Here is a 14,763-nt window from a genome sequence, read left to right as displayed (position 1 = left end):
ACGGGCGTGAGTGCGGCACACTGACGGCATGAAGATTCGCGAGGCGGCCGTGGGTGCCGCCGCCCTCGACGCCGGTGTGATTGTGCTGTTTTCTGCCATCGGCAGGCGCAGCCACGACGAGGGGGGGCTGGGCGACAACGGCCTGGGACTCGCGACCACCGCGTGGCCGTTCCTGGCCGGGGCAGCGGTGGGATGGGTCATCGCGCGCGGCTGGACGGGCCCGTGCGACGCCAAGCGCACCGGCGCGATCGTGTGGGCCTCGACCCTGGTGGGCGGCATGCTGCTGCGCGCCGCGACCGGTCAGGGGGTGCAGACCTCGTTCGTCATCGTCGCCGGCGCGTTCCTGGGCGCGGGCCTGGTGGGCTGGCGCCTGATCTCCGGCGCGGTCGCCAAGCGGCGGGGGCTCAAGCCATGAGGTGCGTCGCGGTCCGCCATGTCGCGTTCGAGGACCTGGGGGTGTGGGAGGCGGAGATCCTCGCGCACGGATTCGAGGTGACCTACCTTGACGCGGGCGTCGACGATCTTGCCGGCGCGGCCGATGCCGAGCTCACCGTCGTGCTCGGCGGCCCGGTGGGCGTGGGAGACGTGGCCACGTACCCCGTGCTGAGCGAGGAGATCGCGCTCATTCGCGGCCGCCTCGAGGCTGGCCGTGCGACCATCGGCGTGTGCCTGGGAGCGCAGCTCATGGCGGCCGCGCTCGGCGCCGAGGTGCGCCCCGGGGTGGCCGAGATCGGCTGGGCTCCGGTCGCTCTGACGGCCGATGCCGTGGCGGGGCCGCTGCGCCATCTCGCCGAGGCCCCGGTTCTCCATTGGCACGGGGACACCTTCGCCCTGCCCGAGGGGGCGACGCTGCTCGCGTCGACGGAAGCGACACCCCATCAGGCCTTCGAGGCCGGCTCGGGGCTTGCCTTGCAGTTCCACCCCGAGGTCGACGGCGAGGCCATCGAGCGCTGGCTGATCGGCCACAGCGTGGAGCTCGCGGCGCGGGGCATCGACGTGGTCGAGCTGCGCGGCCAGTCGGCGGCGCACGCCGATGAGGCCGCCGTCGCGGGCGTGCTGATGATCCGCGAGTTCCTGCGCGCCCGCTGGTAGGAGGCGCTGCGGGCCCGGACTAGGGGAGCTCGCGACGCGCGGGAGCGTCGGACAGCGCGGCGTCGTCCGCGCTGAAATGACGGTCCGGGTCCCAGGTCTCGGGGGCGCGCAGGGTGACCAGCGGCCACAGGGGAGCGCTGAGCAGGACCCTCGCCGCGGCATCGGCCTTATTCGACGAGATCTCGTCGCACAGGTCCTCGAGGAGGATGGCCACATTGCGGTGGATGAGCGCCGGCTCCTCCGCGGTGAAGTCGACGTCGATCGTGTAGGTGCCGAAGCCCGAGGCTCGCAGCAGGTCCTCGCGCTCGACGGTCTCCTCGAAGGGCTCGTCGAGCGGTGCATACATGAAGGGCAGTACCACGCCGTGGTATTCGGGCCTGAGCAGCGACGCCGAGTGCGAGTCGAAGACGTCGACGTCCGCGAACTGGCGCTCAGTCAGCACCGGCACCGCGAGCACGTGAGGATCGGACTTGGCCAGCTCGAGCGCGGTCGCGAGGGCGGAGGCGTCGCCGCAGTGCAGCACCTCGAGCACCTGGGGCCCGAACAAGTCGCCCGTGACTAGATCCGACATGGGGGTGAAGCCGTGGGTGTGATCGTGGGCGGCGCCAGGCAGGATGAACACGCAGCGCCAGCGACGCTTGTGAGCGGCCCGGTCGACGTGGGCAATGACGAACGACCGCAGCGGGTCGGCCAGAGGCGCGCACGCCTCGTTGGCGGCGACGGCGATACCGTCGCGCCAGCGCCGGTCAAAGGCCCGCAGGAAGTCCTCGCTAGGCTCCCGCGTGGCGTGGGTCACCCACGCCGAGACGTCGATCATCGTGTGTGCTCCTCGAGTGTGCCGTCGCGCCCCGACGGCACATGCCGCGACGGTCCTGCCACCCTACGGGCGCGCGTGGGCGCCACGGTGCATCAGGGGCCGTGCCCCGCAGTGGGATACATCACACTGCGGGGAGCCAAGCTTAGGAGACGGCCGCGATCGACTGCAGCGCGATCTCGCGCTCCTCGTTGGTGGGCACCACCCACACCTGCACGCGCGAGGCGTCGGTGCTGATGAGGGTCGCCTCCTTCTTGCGTCCCTCGTTGCGCTCGGGGTCGATCTCGATGCCGAAGCCCTCGAGGCCCGCCAGCGACTGCTCGCGCACAATGTGGTCGTTCTCGCCCACGCCCGCGGTGAAGACGATCGCGTCCGTGGTGCCCAGCAGCGCCATGTACTGACCCACGTAACCCTTGATCCGGCGGGTATAGACGTCCAGGGCGAGGGTCGCATCGGCCGATCCCTCGGCGATAGCGGTGTGCACGTCGCGCATGTCCGAGTAGCCGCACAGGCCCAGCACACCGGACTGCTTGTTGAGCAGCGTGTCGATCTCGTCGATCGTCATGCCGGCGGCGCGGTGCAGGTGGAAGACGACCGCGGGGTCGATGGTGCCGGTGCGCGAGCCCATGACGAGCCCATCGAGCGGAGTAAGCCCCATCGAGGTGTCGATCGCGTGGCCGCCCTGGACGGCGTCGGCGGAGGCGCCGTTGCCCAGGTGCAGCGTGATGATGTTCACGTCGCGGGGGTCGCGGTCCATGAGGCGCGCGCACTCGCGCGAGACGTAGGCGTGCGAGGTGCCGTGGAAGCCGTACTTGCGGATGCCGTGTTCCTGGGCCACGTTCTTCTCGAGCGCGTACGTGTATGCGGCCTCGGGAAGCGTGGTGTGGAACGCGGTGTCGAAGACCGCGACGTGCGGAATGTGCGGGAAGGCTGCGCGGGCCGCCGCGATGCCCTGGACGTGGCCTGGGTTGTGAAGCGGCGCGAGCACGGACAACTGCGCGATGGAGCGCTCGACCGAGTCGTCCACGATGGTGGGCGCCGAGAACTCCGCGCCGCCCTGGACCACGCGGTGGCCCACGACGGTGAGGTTCGAGAGGTCCACGCCGGACTCGGGGGCCGACAGGGTTGCGATGATCTCCTGGATCGCCTCCGTGTGGTTGGCGACGCGCTCGACGAGGCCCACCGCGAGCGGCTCGTCCTGGGTGGTGTCCACCACCTGGTACTTCACCGAGCTGGAACCGCAGTTGAGGACGAGCGCGAGCCCGACGTAGTTGACGCTCACGCGTCTCCCTCCTTGGCCTTGAGGCCCTGTGCCTGAATCGCGGTGATCGCGACCGTGTTGACGATGTCCTGGACCAGCGCTCCGCGCGACAGGTCGTTGACCGGCTTGCGCAGGCCCTGCAGGACGGGGCCCACGGCGACGGCCCCAGCGGAGCGCTGAACAGCCTTGTACGTATTGTTACCCGTGTTGAGGTCGGGGAAGACCAGCACCGTGGCCTGGCCCGCCACGGGGGAGTCGGGCGCCTTCGAGGCGGCCACGGACGGCTCTACGGCAGCGTCATACTGCATGGGCCCATCGACCAACAGGTCGGGACGGCGCTCGCGGACTAGGCGCGTGGCCTCGCGCACCTTGTCGACGTCCTGGCCCGATCCGGATTCGCCCGTCGAGTACGACAGCATTGCGACGCGCGGCTCGATGTGGAACTGTGCGGCGGTCTCGGCAGAGGAGATCGCGATGTCGGCGAGCTGCTCCGCGGTCGGGTCGGGGTTGACGGCGCAGTCGCCGTACACCAGCACCTTGTCGGGCAGACACATGAAGAATACCGAGGACACGATCGAGACACCCGGCGGGGTCTTGATGACCTGGAACGCGGGCGTGATGGTGTGCGCGGTGGTGTGGGCCGCGCCCGAGACCATGCCGTCGGCCAGGCCCTGACGCACCATCATGGTGCCGAACATCGACAGGTCCTGGACCACGTCCCTGGCCTGGTCGAGCGTGACGCCCTTGGCCTTGCGCAGCTCCGCATACTCGCTAGCGAAACGCTCGACGAGCTCGGGGTCGGAGGGCGACACGATGCGGGCGGCCTCGAGGTCGAGCCCCAGCTCGCTCGCGCGGGAGCGGATGGCGCTGTCGGGACCCAGGATGGTGATGTCGACCACGTCGCGGGTGAGCAGCGTGGAGGCGGCGCGCAGGATACGGTCGTCGCCGCCCTCGGGCAGCACGATGTGCTGGCGCGACGTGCGGGCGCGGTCCAGCAGGTCGTACTCGAACATGAGCGGCGTGACGACGTCCGTGCGCGCCACGTCGAGTAGCGCGAGCAGGGCGTCGGAGTCGACGTAGCGCTCGAACATCGCAAGCGCGGTGTCGACCTTGACCGTCGATTCGCGCGACACGCGGCCGCGGGTGTTCCAGCAGCGCCGGGCCGTGCCGTAGGTACCGATCTCGGTGGTGATGACGGGCAACGACGAGCCCAGGCCCTCGATGAGGCGGGCGATCGACGGCTCGGGCGCGAATCCGCCGTTGAGGATGATGCCCGTGAGCGCCGGGAAGCCTTCCGCGGCGTGAGCGGACAGCAGCGCGAGCAGGGTGTCGGAGCGGTCGCCGGGGGTGATGACGACGGTTCCCTCGTCGATGCGCTCGAGGAGGTGGGCAGCGGTCATGGCGCCGATGTTGACCGAGCGCACCTCGCGTGACAACAGCGCCTCGTCGCCCGAAATGACGGTGCCGTCGACGGCCTCGACGAGCGCGCTCAGTAGCGGTGCGGTGAGGATGGGGTCCTCGGGCAGGGCGCCCATGCCGATGTCGGCGGGCAGGCTCGCGCGCACGGCGGCGAGCTGCGACGGCTCACAGCGGTTGGCGAAGACGGCGGCCACGCGGGCGTGGTCCTCCTCGAGCTCAAGACGAGTCTGCTCGACCACACGTGCGACGTCCTCGGGGGAGCGGTCGCGTCCGTGCACCACGAGCGCGACGGGCGAGCCCAGGTTCGCGGCGATGCGGGCATTGAACGCGAATTCCGCGGCGCCCGACACGTCGGTGTAGTCGGTGCCGACGATCACGACGACATCGCAGTCACGCGCGACCTCGTGATAGCGCGCCACGATGGTCGCAAGCGCCGCGTCCGGGTCGGCGTGCACGTCGGCGTAGGTGACGCCGATCGCGTCGTCATACGCGGTGTCGACGCCGTCTTGACCGGTCAGCAGGTCGAGGACATAGTCCGAGCCGTCCGCGACTCTCGCGACGGGCCGGAAGATGCCCACGCGGCCAACGGTGCGGGTCAGCAGATTGGTGATGCCCAGGGCCACGGTGGACTTACCCGTGTCTCCCTCGGCCGATGCGATGTAAATGGAGCGTGCCACCCGTCCATCCTGTCACGCGCGAGAGGGATGCGCGCATGACGATGGGCCTGGTTGGTCCCTGCGATGACCCGGTAACCGTGGCGGGCCGCGGCGGCGCTGACTAGGCTGGAACGCGCTGAGGCCGCGGGGCCCCTGTCTGAGATGCGCGCGGCGCGCATGGGACGCCGCGAGGAATGGGCAGAACCGTGAGCGAGACTCCTGCGCGTGCGCGCGCCACCTTCACCGGCATGGTGGTGCGCGTGCTCGACCGTCGGGTGGGCGCGCTCACGGGGGATGCGGGCCGGGCCGTCGCCACCACGCATTCGTTCCTGGGCTTTGCCCTCATCGTGTCGATGGCGTACACGGCGTTCTACATGACGTACGACATCATCGGCCTGGGCGGGCTGATCATCATGCACATCGTATGGATCGCCGCCTACGTGGGGGGCCTGCTGCTCGCGCGGCTGGGGCGTCACCTGGCTGCTGCGCTCATCGCCTTCGCCGTCCCCACGGCGCAGCTCGTGACCGCGACGGCCTACCTCGGGTGGGAGGCGGGCACCCATCTCTATCTTCTGACCGGCGGCCAGTTGGTCTACATCACGCTGACCGAGCGCCAGAAGGTGTGGCGCTGGATCTGGGTCACCGTCACCCTCGCGGCGTTCCTGGTCTGTCAGTTCATCTTGCCCTCGGACGGGGCGCTCTATTCGATGCCGCCCGTTCTGTTGCAAACCCTGTTCTCGATCAACGCGGTGCTCACGGCCTTCATCCTCTTCATGGGTGCCGCGCTGTCGCACTACCGCGTGGAGCAGGCGCGCGCGGTCGCCGCCGAGGCCGCCGAGCGTGCCGAACGCATCGCCAACACCGACCTGCTCACCGGCCTGGCGACTCGCCGGCCCGTGCTCGACCGGCTCGTGGAGCTGTCGAGCCCGGACGGCGACGACTACTGCCTCGCGATCGCCGACCTGGACCACTTCAAGGCGCTCAACGACGAGTACGGCCACGGGTGCGGCGACAGGGTGCTCGCGGAGGTGGGTGACCTGCTGCGCGCTCAACTGAGGCTTACCGATTCCGTGGGACGATGGGGAGGCGAGGAGTTCATCTTTGTGTTGCCGGGGTCGTCGTCTGCCGATGCCGCCGCCACCATGGACCGCATTCGCGAGTCCATCGCTGAGGCGCCCATCGCGTGTGACGGCCACACGCACTCGGTGAAGGCATCGATCGGGCTCACGCAGGGCGACCACTCGGGTGCCGCGCATGCCGCGTTGCGGCGCGCCGACGACGCCCTCTATGAGGCGAAGAAGAAGGGACGTAACCAGGTGGTGGTACGCGAGCCCTCGAGCGCCGCAGAGGCGCGCATGCGGGACGAGGCATGAGCGCTCCCGGGTCGCTGCGCTGGGGTCCCATCGCCGGCGTGGTCGCGGCGCTGCTCGTGGTGCTCGGCGTCTGTGGCTCACTCGGAGCGTGGCAATGGAGCGTGGGCACCCACGGCGGCGAGCCCGTCGAGGCCGCCGACGCCGTGCCGCTGGCCGACGTCCTCGCGCCCGCAAGCCCCGCCGAGGGCGGCGTGGGCAAGTCCGTCACCGTGTCCGGCGCGTTCGCCCTGGCCGATGCCGCGCTCGTGGGCGGCGGTCGCGTGATCGACGGTACGGAGGCGGTCCTCGTGGTCCGGCCCTTCACGGTCGCGGCCGATGCCACGGGCACCGAGGAGACGGCGACGCTCCCCGTGGTGGTGGGCTGGGTTCCCGCGGATGACCTCTCGCGGGTGGGCAGCCCTTCCGGCGCCACCGAGCTCACCGGCTACCTGCGCGGCTCCGAGGGCGCGTCCGTGTCGACCACCGAGGGTGCTCCCGCCGGCACGTTCCTGGCCGACACCCTCTCGCCCGCCGTCTTCGCCCAGCACTGGGACAGCCCGATGTACTCGGCGCTGCTCGTCGCCGACACCCCCGAGGACGGCCTCAACCCGATCCCCGCGCCCGAGCCGGAGACTGAGCTGAACTTCCGCTCCATCGTCTACGCGTTCGAGTGGTGGCTCTTCGGCGCCTTCTTCCTGTTCGTCGCCGTGCGGTGGATACGGGACAATGGGCGCGTTGCCCCGGAGACCGCGGACCGTGACGAGCCGTCACCGGACGTGCCTACGGACGCCGCCACGGCATCGGCCGCCGTCAAGGAAGGAAGCCCGTGACCCCCGACCCCCGCCCCGCCGTCACCCCCGGCGCCCTCACGCGCTACAAGGTGATGGCGATCGTGACCGGCTCGCTGCTGATCCTCGTTTTTCTCGGGATGCTGCGCTACCTGCCCGGGCTCGACAGCCTCGAGGCGTCGCTCGACCCCACCATGTTCCTGCTCGCCCAGATCCACGGTTTCGTCTACATGGTCTACCTGGTCACGGTGCTGCAGCTGTGGCTCCAGGCCAAGTGGGGCTACGGACGGCTCTTCACCATGTTCTTGGGCGGCATCATCCCGTTCCTGTCCTTCGTTATCGAGCGCCGCATCGCCGACGAGCTCGACCCCGCCAAGGAGGCCGCATGACCACCGCCCAGCCCGTCGCCGAGGTCGCCGCCGAGACCCAGCACCGTCCCGTCCTGGTCGTCGACTTCGGCGCCCAGTACGCGCAGCTCATCGCGCGCCGCGTGCGCGAGGCCCACGTGTACTCCGAGGTCGTCCCCCACACCATGAGCGCCGAGCGGATGCTCGCCAAGAACCCCGCGGGCATCATCCTGTCCGGCGGCCCCTCGTCGGTGTACGAGGAGGGCGCGCCCACCATCGACCCCGCCATCTTCACCGCGGGCGTGCCGATGATGGGCATCTGCTACGGCTTCCAGGCCATGGCGCAGGCCATGGGCGGCACCGTCGCCCAGACCGGTCGACGCGAGTACGGCCGCACGGTCGCGTCGGTAGCCGATGCCGGCGTGGCGCTCGCGGGCTCCGGCGCCGAGCAGACGGTGTGGATGAGCCACGGAGACTCCGTGCAGGCCGCTCCCGAGGGCTTCACCGTGCTGGCGACGACCGAGGGTGCGCCCGTCGCGGCCTTCGAGAACCTCGACGTCAAGATGTGCGGCGTGCAGTGGCACCCCGAGGTCAAGCACTCGCCCGAGGGCCAGGCCTCCATCGAGAACTTCCTCTACAACGTCGCGGGCATCGCCCCCGACTGGACCAACGCCAACATCATCGACGAACAGGTCGAGCTGATTCGCGCGCAGGTGGGCTCCAAGCGCGTGATCTGCGCGCTGTCCGGCGGCGTGGACTCCGCGGTCGCCGCGGCGCTCGTGCAAAAGGCCGTGGGCGACCAGCTCACCTGCATCCACGTGGACCACGGGCTCATGCGCGCCGGCGAGGTGGAGCAGATCGAGAAGGACTTCGTCGACTCCACCGGCGTGCGCCTCATCATCCGCGATGAGAAGGAGCGGTTCCTCACCGCGCTGGCGGGGGTGTCCGACCCCGAGACCAAGCGCAAGATCATCGGCCGTGAGTTCATCCGCGTGTTCGAGGACGCCGCGCGTCAGGTGGTCGAGGAGGCGGGGGCTTCCGGCGAGTCCGTCGACTTCCTGGTGCAGGGCACCCTGTACCCCGACGTGGTCGAGTCCGGCGGCGGCGAGGGCGCGGCCAACATCAAGAGCCACCACAACGTGGGCGGCCTGCCCGACGACCTGCAGTTCTCGCTGGTGGAGCCGCTGCGTGCGCTGTTCAAGGACGAGGTCCGCGCGGTGGGCCGCGAGTTGGGCATCCCCGAGGAGATCGTGGGGCGCCAGCCTTTCCCCGGCCCCGGCCTGGGCATTCGGATTATTGGCGAGGTCACCGAGGAGCGCCTGGACATCCTGCGCGCCGCGGATGCGATTGCTCGCGAGGAGCTGACCGCCGCCGGCCTGGACCAGGAGATCTGGCAGTGCCCCGTGGTGCTGCTCGCCGACGTGCGCTCCGTGGGTGTCCAGGGCGACGGCCGCACCTACGGCCACCCCATCGTGCTGCGCCCCGTGTCCTCCGAGGACGCCATGACGGCCGACTGGTCGCGCCTGCCCTACGACGTCATCGCGCACATCTCGAACCGCATCACGAACGAGGTGCGGGAGGTCAACCGCGTGGTCATCGACGTCACGTCGAAGCCGCCGGGCACCATCGAGTGGGAGTGATTCCGCCCCGTCCCGCCGCCGGTTTGGCCCACGGATGTGACGGGTAGGACGCGTGAGGCGCGTGTGACAGTGGAGAACTGTCACACGCGCCTCACGCGTCTCAGGCGTGGGCCAAACCGATAGCGGTGGTCAGTCGCGCTTGGCGTCCGGGTCCTTGCGGTCCTCGCCGACACTTTGAACCGGATCCGCGTCCGACACGCCGTCCTCGGTGGCCGATGCGTCGGTCGGCTCGGCGTGTCGGGGCTCGTCCTGGTTCGCACTGTCGGTGGCGGGGGCTTTCGGGGTCGATGCCTCCGCAAAGATCACCTCGGTGGGGGTCGGCTCGGAGGGGGCGGAGTACGTGTCCTCCGCGACGGGTGCGGTTGCCGCGCGCACCTCGCGCGAGCGGCCGATGCTGCTGAGCGCCGCCGAGAGGATCAGCCAGCCGCCCACCGCGGTGAGGGCGATGATCGCGGCGAGCTCAAGGTCGATCTCGTAGCCGGAGAAGGCCACGGCCATCGTGACGCCGGCGCCGATGACGAGCAGGCCCCACAGGGCGGAGGCGATGCGTTGGCCCGCGCGGCGGCGGGGGGTGGCGGTGGTGATCACAGCGAGGCCTCCTCGTGGATGTAGAGCGTGGCTCCGTCGTTCGCCTCGAGCGTGAGGACGGGAGCGTCGGCGTTGGTCAGCGACGCGAGTGTCGAGTCGACCCCGTCGGACCAGGTGTCGCAGTAGATCCCACGATCGGCGAACACGATGGTCTGGCCGCCCGCGCTCTCCACGGACAGCGACGTGCCCGCCGGCACATACAGGTCTGTCGCGTAGCCGCGCAGCGTCACGGTGGTGTCCTCAGCGATGGTGGCGTACTGCACGAGCGAGTCGGACTCACCAAAGAAGCCGTCGTCCTCCGTCAGCGGGTAGCAGGTCCCGGAAAGGTAGACGGCGGAGTAGTCATCGCCGAACTCCTCGCGAATGTCGGCGAGCTCGGGGGCGGCCTCGGCTTCGGCTGACGCCACTGCGCTCGACTCCTCGACGACGAAGGGCTCGTCCCACCAGTCGTGGTTGGTCGCGTAGTAGTCGTGAAGCTCGTCCGCCTCGGCGACAAGCGGCAGCGAGATCAGCACGGCACACACGGACAGAAACCCGAGGAAGCCCAGGCGTCTACCGCTGAGGGCCACGACCACCAGGATCGCGCCGAGTCCGATCGTGAGGCCCACGCCCCAGGCGAGCACGGGGTCGATGGCGAGGCGGTCGGCACGCTCGATCGCGAAGACCGCCGCGACGGCGAGGACCGCGACACCGGCGAACGCGAGCCATGCGGCCTTGCCCGGTCCCGGCACACGCGGCGGCTTGGGGGGACGCGGCGGCTGGTACGCAGCGGTCGGCTGACCGGTCGAGGCGTTCCAGGCGTACGCCGATGCCGGCGTGCCGTGAGGATTCGCGGGGCCCTGGTGGGTCGCGCGCGGCGCCCCGGTCGCGCGGGGATCGCCAGGCAAGAGCGCAGGCTCCCACGGCTGGGGCGTCGAGGCGACAGAGGGTGCGGCCGATGCCGTGGCCGGGCTTGCGGGCGCCTCGCCAGCGGTGGGGGTTCCGGTCGGCGCGGGCGGCCCCGAAGGGGCCGGCGGGGCGGTGGATTCCGCTTGGTCGCTGGGTTCGGCGGGCTCGCCAGAGCCGGCCTGCTCGCCTGGTGCCTGGTCGGTACGGGGCTCAGCCGCGGCATCGGCCGCCGATGCCGCCGACGGCGCCACGGGAGTGGCGCTCGACCACGTGGTCGAACCTGGCGTGCCGGGAGGTACCGAGCCGCGGTTATTGCGACGCACCAGGTACACGATGAGGAAGACCAGGCCGCCCAGGAGTGCGAGCGGGATCGTCACCGCGAAGAAGGCCGCGACGATCTCGAACGGCCCGAAGCTCTGGACGTTGTCCCACGGGAACGGGTCGCCGCCAAAGACGCCGCCGAACAGCCCGCCGTTATCGAGCGTCACGAACCCGAGGATGCCCATGACGGCGATGCCGATGAGTGCGCCCACGTTGGTGACGCCGCGGCCGAAGTCCTGGATGACGATCGCGCCGCGACGGTCGGGAAGCAGGCCCCACGCCGCGGCATAGGCGAGCAGTACCAGGCCGTTAAGCAGGATGCCCGCGACCACCATGAGGAGGCGGGCGGGGACCGGCGCCATGCCGATGCGGGCGCCGAGTCCCGAGGCGACGCCGCCCAGGATGCGGTCGCCGCGCTGGATGTTCCAGCCGCGGATCGCGGTGAAGAACCCGGCCTCCCTGGGGGGCGGCGGTGTCTCGCTCATGTCACTCCTTGTACCGAGTCTCGTTGTGGGCGCCCAGGCGGCGCCCGATCATGTCTCCACTGTCGCAAGGCCACGCGGCCTACCGCTATGAGGGAACGCCCTGATCCGCACCCTGAACTTCGCGCCGGAGCCACCCTGAGATCAGGGAAAACCCCTGCTTGCGTGCGCTCGGCTGTGTGACGATGGTGCCGTGACCACAGCACCGGCCCCCCGGGTCGCCCGCCCCCTCCAGCGGCGCCGCAATGCGCCCGTGTGGTGGCGTGCCCTCGGCGGCGTGGCGCTGCTGGTGATCGCGGGCGTGCTCGCGTTCGACCGCTGGGGCGGCGAGGACCTGCCCGGATGGCTCATCCCGCTGGTGCTGTTCCTGCTCTCGCTGGGCCTCACGTGGAGCCCGCTCGACGGCGCCTTCGGGCAGGACGCGTGGCGGCTGGACGTGTCCGGGCTGTTCAGGCGCGATGACCTGTGGCGCCTGGTGGTGGGGGTGACGCTCGGCATCACCGCGCTGTGGTGGTTCGCGCTGTGGGATTACAGCGACCGCATGTGGGTGCGCTCGATCGTGACCACCGTGGTGGTGATCGTGGGCCTGGGCCTGATGCTCGCGCCGTGGTGGCTGCGCGCCATCCGCCAGGTGTCTATCGAGCGTCAGGCACGCATCCGCGAGCACGAGCGCGCGGAGATCGCCGCGCACCTGCACGATTCGGTGCTGCAGACCCTCACGCTCATCCGTGCGCGAGCCGCGGATCCCGATGCGGTCGCGCGCCTGGCCCGCGCCCAGGAACGCGACCTGCGCGCCTATCTCTACGGCGAACGGCGGGACCCCGATGCCTCGGTGGCGACGGCGGTGGCGGAGGCGATCGGCGAGATCGAGGACGCGCACTCCGTGGTGGTCGACACCGTGAGCGTGGGAGACGCGCCGCTCACGCCCGACCTCCGGGCGGCCGTCGCCGCCACCCGCGAGGCGGCCAAGAACGCCGCCCGCCACGGCACCGGACCCATCTCGGTCTACGCCGAGCTCACGGCGAACGCCTTCGAGGTGTTCGTGCGTGACGGCGGCCCGGGATTCGACCCGGCCGCGATCCCCGACGACAGGCTGGGGATCCGTCAGTCCATCATTGGGCGCGTGGAGCGTCACGGCGGCCACGCCGAGATCCATTCGTCGCCCGGCGGCCGCACCGAGGTCACCATCTCCGTCCCCCGAAGGGAGTCCTGATGTCCGTCTCCGTGGTGATTGTCGACGACCACGACGTGATTCGTGTGGGAGTGCGCGAGTCTCTCGACGAGTCCATCGAGGTCGTGGGTGAGGCGCGCGATGTCGAGTCGGCGGTGGCGGCGATCCTGGCGCACCGACCCGACGTCGTCATCCTGGATGTGCACCTGCCGGGTGGGACGGGCGCTGGCGCGCTCGATGTGCTCGCCGAGATCAAGGGGCGTGTGGACGGCACGCGCGTGTTGGCGCTGAGCGTGTCCGATTCCGCCGAGGACGTGGTGTCCGTCATCCGCGCCGGCGCTCGCGGCTACGTCACCAAGTCGATCTCCGGCCCCGACCTGTCCGATGCGGTGCGAAGGGTCGCCGGCGGTGACGCCGTGTTCTCGCCGCGGCTCGCTGGGTTCGTCTTGGACGCCTTCGGGGCCGCGGGGGGAGAGGTGGCCGTGGCAGATGACGAGCTCGACCAGCTCACCGCCCGCGAGCAGGAGGTCATGCGTTTAATCGCCCGCGGCTATACCTATCGCGAGGTGGGCGAGAAGCTCTTCATCTCGATCAAGACGGTCGAAACTCACGTGGGCAAGGTGCTGCACAAGCTACAGCTGTCCAACCGTCACGAGCTCGCCCACTGGGCGGCGCAGCGCAGGATCGTCTAAAGGTCCTGCCTGAAATGACGCAAATGTCCTGAATTGCGCCCTCTGGCCGCGGCTCGTGCTCGCTTAACATGTGGGCAAGATGACCTTCAATGAGCGCTTGCGGCACCCGAGCCGCTTCCCCGCGGGACGTGACAGGCGTGGAACGCCGAGTCCTGTCGTGGTCGTGGGACTCGCGGCGTTCTGCGTGGTGTCGTCGGTCTTCTATGCGGGGTTCTTCCTGGCATGGCGCCCAGAGCATTGGGAATTCTTCGCCGTGCTGGGAGCGCTGTCGATACCGGTGTTCATCGGCGCCCTGGTGGCAGCCGTGCGCGGCCATATCGTTGGCGCTGCGGTGACCTTCCTGGCGACCACACTCGTGTGCCTCGTCCCCTTTGCTGTGGCCTTTTCGGTGAGTTCGGGCGTGCAATTCTTGTTCTTGGCAGTGGGCTTCCTGACCTTGGCGGCTCTGCCCGATCGCCTTGTCGTCGTTCGGCTCGTCTTCTGTGGTGCCGTCATCGTCGCGATCATCGCGAGCGAGATCGTCGCGCCGCCAGGCAGTGGGGTCGTAGCAGAGGACGACCAGGCATTTTCCGCCATGGCCGTCGGCATGCGGCTGGGCGGAACCGCCCTCGTGCTGGCCGCGATCAGCATGATCTTGTTGCGTACGGCCAAGCTCGAGCAGCAACTCGTGCAGCTCGTCGCGCAAGGCGAGCGGCGGGCCAACACTGACGAGCTCACGGGCATCGGAAACCGTCGACCCGCACTGCGTGAGCTCGAGGCGGTCGCGAGCGACCCGGCCCGCCATGCCGCGGTGGCGCTCATCGATATCGACCTTTTCAAAGCCACGAACGACACCTGGGGGCACGAGATCGGCGACGCGGTGATCAGTGCCGTCGCAGCAAGGATCGAGGAGTCGCTGGGGCGCCAGTGCGTCGTTTCGCGGTGGGGCGGCGATGAGTTCCTCGCGATCACTCGCCACGGCGACATCGAACTCGAGCCGTTAGCGCAGCAGCTGGTGCGTTCGGTCCGCCAGGAGCCGATCGACGTCGGCGACACCACCATCGATGTGACATTGTCGGTGGGGATCGCGCATCGCTATCCCGGCACGGCGATCAGCGACGCGCTGGCCGATGCCGACGACGCTCTGTATCGGGCCAAGCGAGGTGGACGCGACCGGGTCAGCGCCGCGCCAATGCGCAGCGCGTAGCCTTGGCGCGTGACGTGCCGCGGTGTCCACAGGCGGGCGCCGATGTCACTCGCAGCGCCTAGACTT

The 14,763-nt window shown here is 70.0% G+C and carries 14 protein-coding genes; 9 read left to right on the top strand and 5 right to left on the bottom strand.

The window, feature by feature from the left end; translation table 11 throughout:
* Positions 1–28: 28 nt before the first annotated feature.
* Both B7K20_RS09350 and B7K20_RS09345 read left to right on the top strand, forming a co-directional pair.
* Positions 29–415: a DUF3054 domain-containing protein gene (locus B7K20_RS09350; protein WP_084102270.1), complete on the top strand. Its 387-nt coding sequence runs from the start codon at positions 29–31 to the stop codon at positions 413–415.
* Positions 412–1,092 (top strand): glutamine amidotransferase, encoded by a 681-nt coding sequence (locus tag B7K20_RS09345; RefSeq protein WP_084102269.1) that lies wholly within the window; start codon positions 412–414, stop codon positions 1,090–1,092. The genes B7K20_RS09350 and B7K20_RS09345 overlap by 4 nt, the downstream gene beginning before the upstream one ends.
* Positions 1,093–1,111: 19 nt before the next feature.
* On the opposite strand, the gene B7K20_RS09340 is transcribed toward B7K20_RS09345, so the two are convergent.
* The 3 genes from B7K20_RS09340 to pta form a co-directional block, all read right to left on the bottom strand.
* Positions 1,112–1,909, bottom strand: coding sequence for a hypothetical protein (locus B7K20_RS09340; RefSeq protein WP_084102268.1), 798 nt, complete (start codon positions 1,907–1,909; stop codon positions 1,112–1,114).
* 142 nt (positions 1,910–2,051) lie between these two features.
* Positions 2,052–3,188: an acetate kinase gene (locus B7K20_RS09335; protein ID WP_084102267.1), complete on the bottom strand. Its 1,137-nt coding sequence runs from the start codon at positions 3,186–3,188 to the stop codon at positions 2,052–2,054.
* Positions 3,185–5,263: a phosphate acetyltransferase gene (pta, locus tag B7K20_RS09330; RefSeq protein ID WP_084102266.1), complete on the bottom strand. Its 2,079-nt coding sequence runs from the start codon at positions 5,261–5,263 to the stop codon at positions 3,185–3,187. Before pta ends, B7K20_RS09335 begins: the two co-directional genes overlap by 4 nt.
* 185 nt (positions 5,264–5,448) lie before the next feature.
* Here pta and B7K20_RS09325 point away from each other — a divergent pair, with 185 nt between their 5' ends.
* Genes B7K20_RS09325 through guaA form a run of 4 tightly spaced genes read left to right on the top strand, consistent with a single transcriptional unit; the run spans position 5,449 to position 9,369 of the window.
* Positions 5,449–6,615 carry a diguanylate cyclase gene (locus tag B7K20_RS09325; RefSeq protein WP_159449380.1) on the top strand — a complete coding sequence of 389 codons (1,167 nt, stop codon included), beginning with the start codon at positions 5,449–5,451 and terminating at the stop codon, positions 6,613–6,615.
* Positions 6,612–7,424 carry an SURF1 family protein gene (locus B7K20_RS09320; protein ID WP_084102264.1) on the top strand — a complete coding sequence of 271 codons (813 nt, stop codon included), beginning with the start codon at positions 6,612–6,614 and terminating at the stop codon, positions 7,422–7,424. Before B7K20_RS09325 ends, B7K20_RS09320 begins: the two co-directional genes overlap by 4 nt.
* The gene (locus B7K20_RS09315) at positions 7,421–7,771 is read left to right on the top strand and encodes a DUF3817 domain-containing protein (protein ID WP_084102263.1); all 351 of its coding nucleotides are present in this window, start codon (positions 7,421–7,423) and stop codon (positions 7,769–7,771) included. The genes B7K20_RS09320 and B7K20_RS09315 overlap by 4 nt, the downstream gene beginning before the upstream one ends.
* Complete coding sequence (guaA, locus tag B7K20_RS09310) at positions 7,768–9,369, top strand: glutamine-hydrolyzing GMP synthase (protein WP_084102262.1); 1,602 nt, start codon at positions 7,768–7,770, stop codon at positions 9,367–9,369. The genes B7K20_RS09315 and guaA overlap by 4 nt, the downstream gene beginning before the upstream one ends.
* A 129-nt stretch (positions 9,370–9,498) precedes the next feature.
* On the opposite strand, the gene B7K20_RS09305 is transcribed toward guaA, so the two are convergent.
* Together B7K20_RS09305 and B7K20_RS09300 are read right to left on the bottom strand one after the other, a co-directional pair.
* On the bottom strand, positions 9,499–9,957 hold the full coding sequence (locus B7K20_RS09305; RefSeq protein WP_084102261.1) for a hypothetical protein: 459 nt from the start codon (positions 9,955–9,957) through the stop codon (positions 9,499–9,501).
* The gene (locus B7K20_RS09300; RefSeq protein ID WP_084102260.1) at positions 9,954–11,651 is read right to left on the bottom strand and encodes a PspC domain-containing protein; all 1,698 of its coding nucleotides are present in this window, start codon (positions 11,649–11,651) and stop codon (positions 9,954–9,956) included. The genes B7K20_RS09305 and B7K20_RS09300 overlap by 4 nt, the downstream gene beginning before the upstream one ends.
* 190 nt (positions 11,652–11,841) lie before the next feature.
* Here B7K20_RS09300 and B7K20_RS09295 point away from each other — a divergent pair, with 190 nt between their 5' ends.
* The 3 genes from B7K20_RS09295 to B7K20_RS09285 all read left to right on the top strand — a co-directional run bounded on the left by B7K20_RS09295 (position 11,842) and on the right by B7K20_RS09285 (position 14,697).
* Positions 11,842–12,861 carry a sensor histidine kinase gene (locus tag B7K20_RS09295; RefSeq protein ID WP_084102259.1) on the top strand — a complete coding sequence of 340 codons (1,020 nt, stop codon included), beginning with the start codon at positions 11,842–11,844 and terminating at the stop codon, positions 12,859–12,861.
* Positions 12,861–13,511 (top strand): response regulator transcription factor, encoded by a 651-nt coding sequence (locus tag B7K20_RS09290; protein WP_084102258.1) that lies wholly within the window; start codon positions 12,861–12,863, stop codon positions 13,509–13,511. The genes B7K20_RS09295 and B7K20_RS09290 overlap by 1 nt, the downstream gene beginning before the upstream one ends.
* A gap of 79 nt (positions 13,512–13,590) precedes the next feature.
* Entirely contained in the window at positions 13,591–14,697 is a 1,107-nt protein-coding gene (locus tag B7K20_RS09285) for a GGDEF domain-containing protein (RefSeq protein ID WP_144018622.1), read from the top strand.
* Positions 14,698–14,763 lie beyond the last annotated feature (66 nt).

Source organism: Demequina sp. NBRC 110051 (assembly GCF_002090055.1).
Taxonomy (GTDB): Bacteria; Actinomycetota; Actinomycetes; order Actinomycetales; family Demequinaceae; genus Demequina.
This window is presented reverse-complemented; position numbering and strand designations above follow the sequence as displayed.

Bases quoted from the DNA above. Each gene is read 5' to 3' on its own strand.
- B7K20_RS09350 (WP_084102270.1), top strand. From the start codon at position 29: ATGAAGATTCGCGAGGCGGCCGTGGGTGCCGCCGCCCTCGACGCCGGT.
- B7K20_RS09345 (WP_084102269.1), top strand. From the start codon at position 412: ATGAGGTGCGTCGCGGTCCGCCATGTCGCGTTCGAGGACCTGGGGGTG.
- B7K20_RS09340 (WP_084102268.1), bottom strand. From the start codon at position 1,909: ATGATCGACGTCTCGGCGTGGGTGACCCACGCCACGCGGGAGCCTAGC.
- B7K20_RS09320 (WP_084102264.1), top strand. From the start codon at position 6,612: ATGAGCGCTCCCGGGTCGCTGCGCTGGGGTCCCATCGCCGGCGTGGTC.
- guaA (WP_084102262.1), top strand. From the start codon at position 7,768: ATGACCACCGCCCAGCCCGTCGCCGAGGTCGCCGCCGAGACCCAGCAC.
- B7K20_RS09300 (WP_084102260.1), bottom strand. From the start codon at position 11,651: ATGAGCGAGACACCGCCGCCCCCCAGGGAGGCCGGGTTCTTCACCGCG.
- B7K20_RS09290 (WP_084102258.1), top strand. From the start codon at position 12,861: ATGTCCGTCTCCGTGGTGATTGTCGACGACCACGACGTGATTCGTGTG.
- B7K20_RS09285 (WP_144018622.1), top strand. From the start codon at position 13,591: ATGACCTTCAATGAGCGCTTGCGGCACCCGAGCCGCTTCCCCGCGGGA.